General features: G+C 71.2%; 14 protein-coding genes. 7 read left to right on the top strand and 7 right to left on the bottom strand.

Going from position 1 to position 12767, the window contains the following annotated elements; genetic code table 11:
* Positions 1 to 158 precede the first annotated feature (158 nt).
* The gene (locus ACYVKI_RS07220) at positions 159 to 770 is read right to left on the bottom strand and encodes a hypothetical protein (protein WP_460689667.1); all 612 of its coding nucleotides are present in this window, start codon (positions 768 to 770) and stop codon (positions 159 to 161) included.
* A gap of 119 nt (positions 771 to 889) precedes the next feature.
* On the bottom strand, positions 890 to 1546 hold the full coding sequence (locus ACYVKI_RS07215) for a TrmH family RNA methyltransferase (RefSeq protein WP_460689666.1): 657 nt from the start codon (positions 1544 to 1546) through the stop codon (positions 890 to 892).
* A gap of 59 nt (positions 1547 to 1605) precedes the next feature.
* Here ACYVKI_RS07215 and ACYVKI_RS07210 point away from each other — a divergent pair, with 59 nt between their 5' ends.
* Positions 1606 to 2889 (top strand): MalY/PatB family protein, encoded by a 1284-nt coding sequence (locus ACYVKI_RS07210; protein WP_460689665.1) that lies wholly within the window; start codon positions 1606 to 1608, stop codon positions 2887 to 2889.
* 49 nt (positions 2890 to 2938) lie between these two features.
* Here the strand turns inward: ACYVKI_RS07210 and ACYVKI_RS07205 are convergent, their stop codons facing one another.
* Positions 2939 to 3733, bottom strand: coding sequence for a class I SAM-dependent methyltransferase (locus ACYVKI_RS07205; protein ID WP_460689664.1), 795 nt, complete (start codon positions 3731 to 3733; stop codon positions 2939 to 2941).
* A 270-nt stretch (positions 3734 to 4003) separates the two neighbouring features.
* Here ACYVKI_RS07205 and ACYVKI_RS07200 point away from each other — a divergent pair, with 270 nt between their 5' ends.
* Positions 4004 to 4354 (top strand): MerR family transcriptional regulator, encoded by a 351-nt coding sequence (locus ACYVKI_RS07200; RefSeq protein WP_460689663.1) that lies wholly within the window; start codon positions 4004 to 4006, stop codon positions 4352 to 4354.
* A 188-nt stretch (positions 4355 to 4542) separates the two neighbouring features.
* Here the strand turns inward: ACYVKI_RS07200 and ACYVKI_RS07195 are convergent, their stop codons facing one another.
* Positions 4543 to 5904 carry an FAD-dependent oxidoreductase gene (locus ACYVKI_RS07195; RefSeq protein ID WP_460689662.1) on the bottom strand — a complete coding sequence of 454 codons (1362 nt, stop codon included), beginning with the start codon at positions 5902 to 5904 and terminating at the stop codon, positions 4543 to 4545.
* Positions 5905 to 6029: 125 nt separating this feature from the next.
* On the opposite strand from ACYVKI_RS07195, the gene ACYVKI_RS07190 reads away from it, so the two are divergent.
* Complete coding sequence (locus tag ACYVKI_RS07190) at positions 6030 to 6380, top strand: ArsR/SmtB family transcription factor (RefSeq protein ID WP_460689661.1); 351 nt, start codon at positions 6030 to 6032, stop codon at positions 6378 to 6380.
* A 159-nt stretch (positions 6381 to 6539) separates the two neighbouring features.
* Here ACYVKI_RS07190 and ACYVKI_RS07185 read toward each other — a convergent pair whose 3' ends face one another.
* Together ACYVKI_RS07185 and pyrE are read right to left on the bottom strand one after the other, a co-directional pair.
* Entirely contained in the window at positions 6540 to 8210 is a 1671-nt protein-coding gene (locus ACYVKI_RS07185; RefSeq protein WP_460689660.1) for a dihydroxyacetone kinase subunit DhaK, read from the bottom strand.
* A 110-nt stretch (positions 8211 to 8320) separates the two neighbouring features.
* The gene (gene pyrE, locus ACYVKI_RS07180) at positions 8321 to 8917 is read right to left on the bottom strand and encodes an orotate phosphoribosyltransferase (RefSeq protein ID WP_460689659.1); all 597 of its coding nucleotides are present in this window, start codon (positions 8915 to 8917) and stop codon (positions 8321 to 8323) included.
* 61 nt (positions 8918 to 8978) lie between these two features.
* Here pyrE and ACYVKI_RS07175 point away from each other — a divergent pair, with 61 nt between their 5' ends.
* Both ACYVKI_RS07175 and ACYVKI_RS07170 read left to right on the top strand, forming a co-directional pair.
* Positions 8979 to 9845, top strand: coding sequence for a cation:proton antiporter domain-containing protein (locus ACYVKI_RS07175; protein ID WP_460689658.1), 867 nt, complete (start codon positions 8979 to 8981; stop codon positions 9843 to 9845).
* 20 nt (positions 9846 to 9865) lie between these two features.
* Positions 9866 to 10108, top strand: coding sequence for a TrkA C-terminal domain-containing protein (locus tag ACYVKI_RS07170; protein WP_460689657.1), 243 nt, complete (start codon positions 9866 to 9868; stop codon positions 10106 to 10108).
* 84 nt (positions 10109 to 10192) lie between these two features.
* Here the strand turns inward: ACYVKI_RS07170 and ACYVKI_RS07165 are convergent, their stop codons facing one another.
* Positions 10193 to 11146, bottom strand: coding sequence for an arsenic resistance protein (locus tag ACYVKI_RS07165; protein ID WP_460689656.1), 954 nt, complete (start codon positions 11144 to 11146; stop codon positions 10193 to 10195).
* Between the two features lie 439 nt (positions 11147 to 11585).
* On the opposite strand from ACYVKI_RS07165, the gene nadE reads away from it, so the two are divergent.
* The gene (gene nadE / locus ACYVKI_RS07160) at positions 11586 to 12410 is read left to right on the top strand and encodes an ammonia-dependent NAD(+) synthetase (RefSeq protein WP_460689655.1); all 825 of its coding nucleotides are present in this window, start codon (positions 11586 to 11588) and stop codon (positions 12408 to 12410) included.
* A 70-nt stretch (positions 12411 to 12480) separates the two neighbouring features.
* Positions 12481 to 12759: a superinfection immunity protein gene (locus ACYVKI_RS07155; RefSeq protein WP_460689654.1), complete on the top strand. Its 279-nt coding sequence runs from the start codon at positions 12481 to 12483 to the stop codon at positions 12757 to 12759.
* Positions 12760 to 12767: the final 8 nt, after the last annotated feature.

Genomic DNA, 12767 nt, shown 5'->3' with positions numbered 1-12767 from the left:
AGGGCACAGCACGTGAACGCAACGGTGAGCGGGGACTGCTCAATCAGCCGGCGCCCGAGCTGGACCACCGACTGGACGTCCGGTTCAACACGCGCTTGCACCCCGGTCAGGCGGACTCACAGGCTGATGCTGCCGGCTGGCTGGGCACCGTAGACGCGTCAGGCAGCCAGAGCCGGCGGACCGCGCAGGGTCCGTGAGCTGCGGCCCGACCACTGATCCGCCAGCCGCGGACGATCGAAGGTGAGCGGCATGCGCCGCATCGTTCTGACCGGGACGAGAGGTGCGGCGACGACCAGCAGGAGCACCCGCGCGACGTCCAGGAGCTCTCGCAGCGAGGTCACCAGGATCTCGCCTCGGCGCAGGAGCGCATAGGTGATCACGGCCGCCAGCAGATGAGCGACAGCCATCGACGCGTCCGGTACCACCGAGACGTCCGTACCGTGGGTGCTGGTCTGCAGCTCCCCGGCGGCCAGGAGAGTGGAGTGGGCAGGGGACAGTGCGTATAGGCCATGCAGCATTGCGTGGCTCAGCAGCACGGCCGCCGCCAGGCGCACCCGGCTGTGCCGCACCGATGTCAGAGCGACGCCGAGCGGAGTGCTCACCGCGAGCGCGAGGAGGACCACCACCCCATGCGGGGCATGATGCCCGGCGGCCACATGGGCCAGGGCGGCTCCGCCCACTGAGATCAGGGAGGCCCCTGAACCACGGGCCAGGCGGGGTAGCGCGGGCAGCGGGCGCGCAGAGAGCCGGTGGGCTCCCGTGCCTCTCACCGCATGCACCACCAGTGCCTCCCCGTCGACGTGACCGATGCCATCACATCACAGAGGTCAGACCATTGCGAAGCATGACCGCTGGATCTCATGATGTCAGGGTCTCAGCGCGCAGTGACTCACGACTCCACCTGCGCGTGCTGGCGGATCCAGGCGTGCATCGCGATGCCGGCGGCGGTGCCGGCATTGATGGACCGAGTGGAGCCGAACTGGGCGATGGACAGCGTCGCGGCGGCGGCGGCGCGCATCGCCTCACTCAGCCCCGGCCCCTCCTGCCCGAAGACCATCACGCACTCCCGCGGCAGGTCGTAGGTCTCCAGCGGCACGGACTCGGGGAAGAGGTCCACGCCCAGCACCGGCAGCCCTTCCTTCTTCGCCCAGGCGACGAACTCCTCCACGGTGGCGTGGTGACGGACGTGCTGGTACCGGTCGGTGACCATCGCGCCCCGGCGGTTCCAGCGGCGTCGGCCGATGATGTGCACCTCAGCGGCCAGGAAGGCGTTGGCCGTGCGCACCACTGTGCCGATGTTGAAGTCGTGCTGCCAGTTCTCGATGGCCACGTGGAATCCGTGTCGGCGGGTGTCCAGATCGGCGACGATCGCCTCGTGCCGCCAGTACCGGTACCGGTCCACCACGTTGCGCCGGTCACCGTCACGCAGCAGCTCCGGGTCCCAGTGCTCCCCCTCGGGCCAGCGCCCCTCCCAGGGTCCGACGCCGACCTCCCGCTCCGAGGGGGAAAGGGTCTCGTCCTGCTGGGCACCACGCGCTGACTCCATGCGCTCGAGGCTACCGGAGCACCTCCCTCGCCCCCGAGCTGAGGCGTAGGCTCGGGGCCATGGTCGAAAGCACGGACACCCCGCCCTCGTCGGGCCCCGCCCGCTCCACCTCCAACCCCCTGGAGCAGCTCAGCCTGGATGCCCTACGCGGCCGGCGCAGCGCCAAATGGCAGGCCTTCGGCGACGATGTCCTCCCACTCTGGGTGGCGGAGATGGACGTGCCGCTGGCCCAACCGATCGCCGACGCGCTGCGCGGCATCATCGATCGCGGCGACACCGGATACCCCGCCGGCCGCGGCTATGCGGAGGCGCTGGCCGGGTTCGCCGAGCGCCGCTGGGGGTGGAGCCTGGATGTCGCACACACCAGCACGGTCCCGGACGTGATGCGGGGGATCACCGAGGCGCTGAAGCTGATCAGCGCACCCGGCGACGCCGTCGTCGTCGCCTCCCCGGTGTACCCGCCGTTCTACCAGTACCCCGCCGAGGCGGGCCGGCGCGTGGTGCAGACCCCGCTGAACCCGGCGGGACGGCTCGACCCCGCCGCGCTGGAGGAGTCGTTCGCCGAAGCGGCCCGGACCTCGATCTCCCCGGTGTTCCTGCTGTCGAACCCACACAATCCCACCGGGGTGGTGCACACCCGCGCTGAGCTGGAGCAGCTGGCAGAGTCGGCCGACCGGCACGGACTCCGGGTGGTCGCCGATGAGATCCACGCCCCGCTGGTCCTCGGCTCGTCGCAGAGCCCCGGAGATGCCGCAGGCGACGGCGACGACGGCGACGCCCCGGCCCGGTTCACCCCATACCTGACCGTGGACCCCCGCGGCATCAGCCTGATGTCCGCCTCGAAGGGCTGGAACCTGGCCGGGCTGAAGGCCGCGGTGATGATCGCCGGGCCCGACGCCGTCGCCGACCTGCGACGCCTGCCAGGCATCGTCGCGCACGGACCCAGCCACGTGGGCGTGCTGGCCCATACCGCGGCCTTCGCCCACGGGGAGCCGTGGTTGGACGCGCTGTTGGAGGGGCTGCGAACCAACCGGGCGCTGCTGGATGAGCTGCTGGCCGAGCGTGCGCCGCAGGTGCGCTGGACCGCCCCGCAGGCCACCTATCTGGCCTGGCTGGACTTCCGGGCGACCGCGCTGGCCGGGGCCGAGGACGACATCGCGGCCGCAGGCGCCGAGTCACCGATCCGCGGCCCCGCCAAGGCGCTGCTGGCCCGAGCCGGCGTCGCGCTGACCGCGGGAAACCCCTTCGGCGACGGCGGGGCCGGCCACGCCCGGCTGAACATGGCGACGTCGCAGGCGATCCTCACCGAGGCGGTGGCACGCATCGGGCGGGCGTTGAGCTGAGGACCCCGGCGTCGAGTCCGGGTCCGACCGGGCGACGCTCCGTCACCGATCACGGGCGGCGCCGAGCCAGATACAGCCATCCCCGGCCAGGTGCGTACGCCAGGTCCAGCACGTCCACGGTGAAGCCTGCCGTCTTCAGCGATTCCTCGAGCTCCTCCCGGGTGCGGAACCGCAGAGTGGAGCGGGACTCCCACCGGGTGCCGTCGTCGAGCTGGGCGCCTGCCTCGTCATCGAGGAACACCGTGGGCTGATCGAAGGTGACCAGCTCCCCATCGCCGACGACGTCGACCACCTCCACCCAGCGCTCCACCACACCCACCCCCGGCACATCAGCCCGGGTGCGAGTCTGCTCCGGAGTCCAGGCCTCCCAGGCACGGGCCTCACGCCGACGAGCCTCGAAGACCAGCAGCCCTCCGGGAGGCATCGCACGGTGCGCTCCCGCCAGCACCGCGGACCACTCCGCGTCGTCGAGGAACACCTGGGCGACATTGGCGCTCATGGTCACGGCGTCCACCGGGAGCATCGCGGCGGCCTCTGCCGGCAGATCATCCGCCTCCAGGGCGGCCACCGTACCGGTCACCCATTGCACCCGTGCGGCTCCGGGGCGGCTGCGCGCCACCGCGATCGACGCCGCGGCAGGGTCCAGGCCGATCACCTGCATCCCCCGGTGGGCCAGTCGGTGTGCCAGCACTCCGGTGCCGCAGCCGATGTCCAGGACCCGCTGGGCCTCCAGTGCGGCGACGGCGGCCTCATACGCGTCAAGGTCTCCACGGTCCGGGTCGAGCGCGTCATAGACCGCGGCCAGGCGCGGATCAGCGAACAGGGCGTCGGGCTGATCAGGCATGGCACGAGAGTACGGGACCCGCGCTGCCGACGTCAGCGGTTCGGCATGCCGAACGAGACCCGGGCACCACGAGTCGGGGCACTTAGACTGGACCTTCGAAAGCCCCGTCACACGGTGCATCCGGCGGGCCGGCGAGGAGCACGCCGTGACAGGACCTGACAGTTGGCCGGACGGAGACGGATCCCGATGCATGACCGCAGCAGGACACGAGATGGCGCACCACAGGCGGAGGTGCCCGCTGTCGGCACGGGATCATCTGCACCGTCGACGATGCACATCGGTGAGCTGGCGGAGAAGACCGGCCTGTCCCATCGCACCATCCGCCACTACGACGACGTCGGCCTCCTGCCGGCCTCCCGCACCGAGGGTGGCTTCCGGGTCTACACCGCCACCGATCTGGAACGCCTCATCGTGGCGAGAACCTTGAAGCCGCTGGGCTATTCGCTCGACGAGATCACCCGCGTGTTGGAGGCCATCGACGCCGTCGCCGCCTCCCCCGGGGACGACCAGGCCAGAGAACGGCTGACGGCGCTGCAGGAGGAGCTCGCCGAACGCCGGGAGAAGCTGGCCCGGAATCTGCGTCAGGCCGACGAGCTGCTGGAGTCTCTGCGCCAGAGGTGAGACTCGGGGACCAGGGCCCCGGCCGGTCTCCGCCTGATCGGGCGGAGCCTCGTCGGACGCGCGGGCTCGCAGACCCGGCGTCGAGGAGTCACATTCCCGTGCTTCTGCCCCAGCTGAAGCGCGTCACGTCGGGGATGATGCACGGGAAAGTGACTCCTCGGCGAGGCGGCGCCCGAACCTCCCCCCCGTCAGCTCGCGGTACGGCCGTGCGACACTCCTGTGGGGACACCGATCAGCTCCGGCTCGGGCGCCGTCGCCGAGCAGACGCCGGTCGCCGGAAGGGCCAGGTCGCGAGCGGCGGCGTCGTCGCCGGCCAGGTGCGCGGCGATGGAACGGACCTGCTCGTAGCCCGTGGCCAGCAGGAATGTCGGCGCCCGCCCGTAGGACTTCATGCCGGCCAGGAAGAAGCTGTCCTCGGGGTGTGCCAGCACGTCGGCCCCGTGGGCGGGGACCATGCCGCAGGAGTGGATCTCCGGGTCGATGAGCGGCGCCAGGCGCACCGGCGCCTCCACGGCGGGGTCGAGCTCCAGGCGAAGCTCGCGCAGCATGTCCAGCTCGGGGCGGAATCCGGTGGCCGCCACCACGGTGTCGACCGTGAGGCCAGGGGCTGAGGAGTCGGCCCCGAAGGCGACGACGACGCCGCTCGCCTCCCCATCCTCGGCCGGGCGCAGCGCAGAGACCGATGCCTGCGTGTGCAGCTGGACGGCGCCGGACCCCACCGCCCGCTGCAGCCGGGTGCCGAGCATCCCGCGGGCCGGCAGCCCGTCGGCGTCGCGCCCGCCGTAGGTCCGAGCCGGATCCTGCCCGCGGATCGCCCAGTGCACCTCGGTGTCGGGCTCCTCCCGGACGAGCTGGGCGAGGTTCAGCAGCGTGTTGGTCGCACTGTGCCCGGCACCGACCACGAGCGTGCGGCGGCCGGCGAAGCGCTGGCGCTGCGCACCGAGCACGTCGGGCAGAGACCCTGTCAGATGCGGCACGACGGCGGGGGCGCCCTCGCCGAGCGCCGGCAGCCCGGTCGCGCCGAGCGGGTTGGGGGCGCTCCAGGTGCCGCTGGCATCGATGACGGCGCGGGCGCGGAGCTCCTCGATCTGCGGGCCGGCGTCGGTGCGACGCTCCACTCGCAGCAGGAAGGGTTCTCCCTCACGAGCCCGCACATGGGTCTTGTCGCGGAAACCGCGGGTCACTCCCACCACACGGGAGCGTGTGTGCAGACGGTCTCGGATGGCCGGCACCTGGGCCAGCGGCTCGAGGTAGTCCTCCACGATCTCCCGCCCCCGGGGCAGTGCGGTGGGCCGCGGCGACTCCCACCCGGCGGCCTCCAGCAGTCGGGTGGAGGCCGCGTCGAGGTCGTAGCGCCACGGCGAGAACAGTCGGATGTGGCCCCACTGCCGGATGGCCGCGCCGACATCGTCGCCGGACTCCAGGATCACCGGTTCGAGTCCGTGCTCCAGCAGGTGGGCCGCGGCGGCGAGGCCCACAGGGCCGGCCCCGATGACCGCGACCGGCAGGGCGTCCGCAGCGGAGGGAGCGGCGCTGGTCATGTGCTGCATGAGGTCTCCTCAGGGTCGGCGTCACCTGGAGCCGACACGGCACCAGGGTACATAGACACGCTTCGATACGAGAGACTCTAGGACTACCCATCGAAATTCGTCAATACGTGAGCTACGATGGCTTCATGAGTCCTTCGACGCCGGCCGACCGCGCGTGCTGCCTGCCCACCTTCCAGGGCCCACTGACCGCCGAGGAGGCGGAACCCCTCGCGGCCGTATTCAAAGCCGTGGCAGACCCCGTCCGGCTGCGCCTGCTGTCCCTGATCGAACACACCGACGACGGCGAGGCCTGCGTCTGCGACCTCACCGAACCGCTGGGCCTGTCCCAGCCCACGGTGTCCCACCACCTGAAGATCCTCGTCGAGGCCGGGCTGCTCGCCCGCACCCAGCGCGGCCGCTGGGCCTACTACGCCGTGCAGCGCCCTGCACTGGATGAGTTCGGCGCCCTGCTGCGCAGGCGCCAGGAAGCCGCGTGACCCCACCTCCGACCTGTGCCCACCGGCGAGCCTGACCTTCGAGGAGTCACTTTCGGGCACATTACCCCTCGCTGACGCGCGTCACGTCAGGGGCGAAACACGGGGGAATGACCTCTCGATTCGGCGGGACTCGGTTCGCTGGGACTCTTCCGGTTCCGGTCAGCTGAGCGAATCTGCCAGCGCTCGGACCAGCCGCGCGACGGCGGCGGCCCCCGCATCCGGGGAGCCCTGGGTGGCCGAGTCCGGCACATAGGCGGCCCGGCCGGCGCGCGCGGTGAGGCTCGACGTCGCCTCGGTCCCTGATTCGGCCGCCTGAGCCACCGCCGCGGGAGCCACAGTTCCATTCCCCTCGGCGAGCGCCCGCTGGGCGGGGATCAGCGCATCGAGCATGGTCCGGTCCCCTTCGGCCGCGCCGCCGTGGTGCTGCACCGCGGCGATGCCCTCGGCGAGCGCGCCGGACCAGTCCGGCTCGCCCTCCGACTCCAGGCTGCGTCCGGCGGCGGTCGCGAGGATGGCCAGCAGCACCCCGGAGGAGCCGCCCATCGCAGTCTCCAAGGTGCGGGCGATCCGACGCATCGCAGCGGCCGGGTCCGCGAAGCCGAGGTCGCCGGACTCGACCAGCCCACGCACCGCCTGCGCACCGGCGGCGAACGTGGTGCCGGCGTCGGCGTCACCGGCGGCGCGGTCCAGGTCATCGAGCTCGCGCTGCGCGGACTCCAACGCCCGGCATCCCGCTGCCACGGCGTCCTCGAGGCGCCCATCCTGGGTGCGCGGCGTGGACTCGGCGGCCACCGCGACCATCTCACCGGTGGCCACACCCACTCCGGGGGCCCTCCGCGGGGCGCACGGCCTGCTGGGCCGCACCCAGCCGGGCGCCGTCGTCGGGGCGTCCAACGCGGCGACGAGCTCTTCGCTGGCCGGCGCCAGGGTCACGGAGAAGCCGTGCATGTCAAGGGAGGTCATCAGTCGAGCCGGTCCCAGCAGGCGGGTGACGGCGTCACGGCCGAGCCGGTCGAGCAGTTCATGGGTGAGCACCAGACCCTCCTGCGGGGAGCAGCCGCCCAGGTCGTTGAGGACCGCGACGACCCCGTTCTCAGCCGCGCGGACGACCTCGTCGGCATCGAGGGCGTCGAGCACCTGCTGCACTGCACCGGCGGCGCCGTCGACGTCGACCTCTCGGGCGCCCGGCTCATTATGGATGCCCAGCCCCAGTTCAGCCCCGCGGGTGGGCTCAGCGTCCTCGCCGGGCAGCGTCGCCGGAGTGAGTGCCAAGCCGATGGTGCGCAGACCGTCGGCGGTCCGTTGCGCGGCCTCCGCCACCTGCTCCACGGAGGCCCCGGTGGCCGCCAGGTGTCCGGCGACCTTGTGCACCAGCACGGTGCCGGCCAGCCCGCGGGGCTGCTCGATCTCCGGCAGGGAGACGTCGTCGGCCACCAGGACGGTGCGCACGTCCAGGCCCTCCTCGCGCGCCCGCTCGGCGGCCAGTCCGAAGTTGAGCCGGTCGCCGGTGTAGTTCTTGATGATCAGCACGCAGCCGGACGGACCGGTGACCGCCCGGATCGCCTCCAGGACGGCACTGACCGGCGGGGAGGCGAACAGGGCGCCCGGAACGGCGGCGGTGAGCATGCCTTCGCCGAGGAATCCGGCATGGGCCGGCTCGTGCCCGGAGCCGCCGCCGCTGATCACCGCGACGCCGGCCTGCGGATCATGCCCTCGGCGGACGAGCGCTGCGGTGCCGTCCGAGGTGCCGAGCCGATCGATCTCGGCGGTGGACAGCAGGCCGGAGAGCATCTCAGGCACCAGGTGCGCGCGGGAGTTGTAGAAGGCCACGGTCTTCCTCCATCCAGAGTGGTCCGTCAGTTCCTCATGCCTCCCGCGCGTCGCAGCTGGGCCGCGGCCCGTTCACGAGCCGCCGCAGCCGGGGCGTCGTCGGGAGGCGGTCAGTCGAGTCCGAGGTCGGACTTGGAGTAGGCGAAGAGGTAGGGCACCCCGGCGGTGTCCTCAATGTGTTCCCGGGCGCCGGTGTCGCGGTCCACGATGACTGCCACCGCCTGCACCAGGCCGCCGGCGTGGCGCACACCCTCCACGGCGGTCAGCGCGGAGCCGCCGGTGGTGGAGGTGTCCTCCAATACCACGACCTTCCGGCCCTCCACGTTCGGACCCTCCACCTGCCGACCCATGCCATAGGACTTCTGGGCCTTGCGCACCACGAAGGCGTCGACGGCGCGCCCCTGCTCACCGGCGGCGTGCATGATGGCGGTGGCGACCGGGTCCGCACCCATGGTGAGGCCGCCGGCAGCGACGTAGTCGATGCCCGCGTCGTCGAGCAGACGCATCATGACCCGGCCCACCAGCCGGGAGGCCTCGTGGTGGAGGGTGATGCGGCGCAGGTCGATGTAGTAGTCGGCCTCCTTGCCGGAGGAGAGGGTCACCGTCCCGCGGACGACGGCGAGCTCGCTGATGAGCTGCTTGAGCCGACGGCGCTCGGCGCTGGGAGTGGACACATCCGTGCTGCTGCCGGTGGTGCTGGAGATCATGGGGCCATCCTACTGGTGACGGACCTCGGCGGCGTCAGTCCCCCCCGAAAGAATGAAGAGCATGGACCTGATCAACCTGTTCATGCTCGTGGCACCCCTGGTGATGCTGGTCGCCGTCGGAGGTGTGCGAGTGGGGACGAGGTTGGGACTGCCTGCGCTGCTGCTGTTCCTGCTGGCGGGGATCATCCTGGGCGAGTCCGGCTTCGGGCTGGAGTTCGACGACGCCGTCATCGCCCAGGGGCTCGGCTACGCGGCGCTCACCCTGATCCTCGCCGAGGGTGGTCTGAGCACCAGATGGGAGAGCATCCGCCCCACCATCGGCTTCGCCGCCGTGCTGGCCACTGTCGGGATCCTGGTGACCATCGGACTGATGACGGTGATCGGCCACTACGCCCTGGGGCTGCCGCTGGTCCTGGCGCTGCTGATCCTGGGGCAGCTGGTGGGCGGCGTCGTGCTCGGCGTCTCGCTGGGCGCACTGGGCGTGTTCGTGCTGCGTCGCTTCGCTCTTCCGGCCGCCGGCCTCTATCCCGTGGCCGCACCGGCCTGGGCCGTGCTGTCCTACGGCGTCGCCACCCAGATCAACGTCTCCGGGTTCGCCGCCGTCTACATCTGTGCCATGTTCCTGGACAACGGCCGCCTGCCGCACCGGCACGCGACCCAGGCCTTCGCCGAAGGAACCGGGTGGCTGGCCCAGATCGGACTGTTCGTGATGCTGAGCATGCTCGCCAGCCCCAGCCGGATCACCTGGGACGTCGTCCTGCTGGGCCTGGTGGCGGGGCGGTCCCCATCATTATCGCAACAGTGCCGATGGCCGCCCATATGGACGACGCGGACAGGCTCTCCGACGTCGTGCTGGTCTTCGTCATCGCCTACACCGCCATCCAGGCGCCGTCGCTGCCATGGGTCGCCAGACGCCTGGGGCTCATAGACGACACGGCGGCCACTGCGGTGACGTTGGAGCCAGCCCCTCTGGATGAGCAGCGGGCCGACCTCGTGAAGGTGAAGCTGACCGGCCGCTGTGCGCTCGAAGGCCTGCCGCTGAAGCACCTGGACCTGCCTGAGAGCGCCGACATCTCGCTGGTCATCCGCGCGGGCTCGGCCTTCGTCCCCGATGGGCGCACCGCTCTTGAGCTTCATGACGAACTGCTCGTCGTCGCCCCGGCCGAACACCGGTCGACAGTGGAGGCGTAATTCCGTGGACTGCAGGGCACGGACCGCCATCAGGGCGAAGGCCGCAATCAGCGCAAGCACCGCCAGGGCACCGACGCGTGAGCGTCAGCGGGGGTCGCGCTCTCTGACGATGCGCGCCAGCACGGCCAGCAGCGGCAGCTCGATCAACGGCCCGATGATCAGCGCCACGGCGATCAGCGGCCGGTCCGGGAACGCCCCGACGGCCACCGCCAGGGCCAGCGGCGAGTTCCGCGCCACTGTCACCATGGTCAGGGTGACCCGGTGGGAGCCGGGAAGCCGCAGCACCACGGCGGCTCCGGTGGCCAACAGCGGCAGCAGTGTGAACCATATCGCCAGGGGCGGCAGCAGCAGGAGCAGCTCCGCGCCGCTGGTCAGGAGTGCCTCCGCCTGCCCGGCGAACATGGCAACCACCGCCAGGCACAGCAGCGGAATCTGCAGCCGGGAGGCCCAGGCATCGAGGTGCCGCTGACGCCAGGCGATGCCGCAGCACCGGTCGACGACAACCCGCAGTCCGCAGCCGACGCTCAGCGGCAGCACCAGGACCATCAGCACCGCGGCGACCAGGGACGAGGTGGACCCGGCGGCCGCGTCGCCGCCGAGCAACAGGATGTAGACGGGCAGCAGCAGCACCTGCAGCACCAGATTGACCGGCAGCAGCGCGACGGCGAGGCCGGTGTGGCCGCGAGCCATCGCGGTGAAGACCAGGTACCAGTCGGTGCAGGGGGTCACCAGCAGGAGCAGCAGGCCGATCCGCAGGTCCGGCTGGTCGCCGAGCAGCCCCGCGCCCAGGGCCCAAGCCAGCGCGGGGGTGACCAGATAGTTCAGCACCAGGCTCGCGGCGACCAGGGCACGGGCACGGCGGACCTCACCGACCTGGGCGAGGTCGAGCTGGAAGAAGACGGCGGTGAGCATCACCAGCAGAGCGGGCAGCACGAGATGCTCGCCGAGGCGTCCGAGGTCCGTGCTGGCGCCGAGGGCCAGCCCGAGCAGCGCAGCCGCGGCCATCAGGAGACCCTGGAAGCGCTCGATCCTGGTCATCCGAGGTCCTCTCCTGGGGGTCTGCCGCTGTCCGCCTCGGCGCTCCGGGGAACGGCCGGGGCCTTCTGGCCACGATCCTCCGGCCCAGGCTGGTCACGCGGTGGTGGCCCCTGCGGCCGTCGGGGGTGATGCTGACCACGGCCCACCGGACGGAATCGCCGAGGGTCCGGATGGTCGTGCTCGGAGCGTTCCGTTCGGCATCGAGCACACCGCGAACAGCCACCAGCACCAGGATCGCAGAGGTCGCCGAGACGCCGAGGATGGCTGTGTCGTCCTGGGCGCGTCCGGCGCCCCACGGCGGGGCGTTGGCCCCTCCCCTCAGCGGTCACGGCGATCTGGGCCGGCCCTCGAGCACCATCCTCAAGAGCCCCTCCGACACCCCGGAGACCTCCTGCTGGCGTCATATGCCTGTGACACGCGGCTCGGTAGACTCGGCGGCATGCGTGAGCTGCAGAGTTCGATCATCGACGAGATGGGGGTGCGCCCGGAGATCGACCCCGCGGAGGAGGTCGAGCGCCGGGTCAGGTTCCTGGCCGACTATCTGCTCAGCGCCCGGGGACGGTCCCTGGTGCTGGGGATCTCCGGCGGGGTGGATTCCAGCCTGGCCGGGAGGCTGGCCCAGCTGGCTGTGGAACGGCTGCGGGCTGACGGGCAGGAGGCACAGTTCCATGCGGTCCGGCTCCCCCATGGCGTTCAGCATGATGAGGACGACGCCGCCCGCGCGGTGGAGTTCATCGCTCCCGACCACGTGCACACTGTGAACATCGAGCAGGCGGTAGCCGGCCTGGACGCCGCCTACACCGAAGCGCTGGGAGCGCCCATGGCCGATTACCACCGCGGCAACGTGAAGGCTCGGATCCGGATGACCGCCCAGTATGCGATCGCCGGGGAGCACGAAGGGCTGGTCATCGGCACCGACCATGCCGCGGAGTCCGTCACCGGGTTCTTCACCAAGCACGGCGACGGCGGCGCCGATGTGCTGCCGCTGTTCACCTTGGACAAGCGCCAGGTCCGGCAGGTCCTCGAGCACCTGGGCGCGGCGGAGGAGCTGTGGTCCAAGGCGCCGACGGCGGACCTGCTCGATGACACCCCGGGGCAGCTGGACGAGGCCGAGCTGGGCATGAGCTACGACGACATCGACGACTATCTGGAGGGCCGGGAGGTCTCCGCGGAGTTCGCCGAACAGATCGAGCGCCGCTACCTGGCCACCCGGCACAAGCGCGCCCTTCCGGTGACCATCCAGGACACCTGGTGGCGCAGCTGATCCCGTTGAGACAGGCCGCTGGCGCCCGAGTACCCTGGACTCACATCATCCGCACCATAGAGAGGCAGCCATGTTCGGGATGAACGGTGCCGAAGGCGCCATCGTGGGCATCGTCATCGTCGTCGTCGGGCTCGTCGCCCTGGCCGTCTATTTCCTGCCAGCCCTCATCGCCATGATCCGCAGCCATAACGTGGGCGGGGTATTCCTGGTGAATCTGCTGCTCGGATGGTCGTTCATCGGGTGGGTGGTGGCTCTGGTGATGGCATGCGGCTCGAAGCCCCAGCCCGCTCAGGTCTACGTCCAGCACCAGCACGTTCCGCATCCGCCGCAGGGGAGCTGGCGCGGCTGATAGCGTGA

This window comes from Nesterenkonia suensis (genome assembly GCF_054782935.1).
Note: the sequence above shows the minus strand (reverse complement) of the source record. Positions and strands in the feature narration are given on the sequence as shown.

Coding starts and splice junctions, on each gene's coding strand:
- ACYVKI_RS07210 (WP_460689665.1), top strand. CDS start 1,606: ATGGTCGAAAGCACGGACACCCCGCCCTCGTCGGGCCCCGCCCGCTCC.
- ACYVKI_RS07215 (WP_460689666.1), bottom strand. CDS start 1,546: ATGGAGTCAGCGCGTGGTGCCCAGCAGGACGAGACCCTTTCCCCCTCG.
- ACYVKI_RS07155 (WP_460689654.1), top strand. CDS start 12,481: ATGTTCGGGATGAACGGTGCCGAAGGCGCCATCGTGGGCATCGTCATC.
- ACYVKI_RS07200 (WP_460689663.1), top strand. CDS start 4,004: ATGCACATCGGTGAGCTGGCGGAGAAGACCGGCCTGTCCCATCGCACC.
- ACYVKI_RS07195 (WP_460689662.1), bottom strand. CDS start 5,904: ATGCAGCACATGACCAGCGCCGCTCCCTCCGCTGCGGACGCCCTGCCG.
- ACYVKI_RS07175 (WP_460689658.1), top strand. CDS start 8,979: ATGGACCTGATCAACCTGTTCATGCTCGTGGCACCCCTGGTGATGCTG.
- pyrE (WP_460689659.1), bottom strand. CDS start 8,917: ATGATCTCCAGCACCACCGGCAGCAGCACGGATGTGTCCACTCCCAGC.
- nadE (WP_460689655.1), top strand. CDS start 11,586: ATGCGTGAGCTGCAGAGTTCGATCATCGACGAGATGGGGGTGCGCCCG.
- ACYVKI_RS07205 (WP_460689664.1), bottom strand. CDS start 3,733: ATGCCTGATCAGCCCGACGCCCTGTTCGCTGATCCGCGCCTGGCCGCG.
- ACYVKI_RS07190 (WP_460689661.1), top strand. CDS start 6,030: ATGAGTCCTTCGACGCCGGCCGACCGCGCGTGCTGCCTGCCCACCTTC.
- ACYVKI_RS07165 (WP_460689656.1), bottom strand. CDS start 11,146: ATGACCAGGATCGAGCGCTTCCAGGGTCTCCTGATGGCCGCGGCTGCG.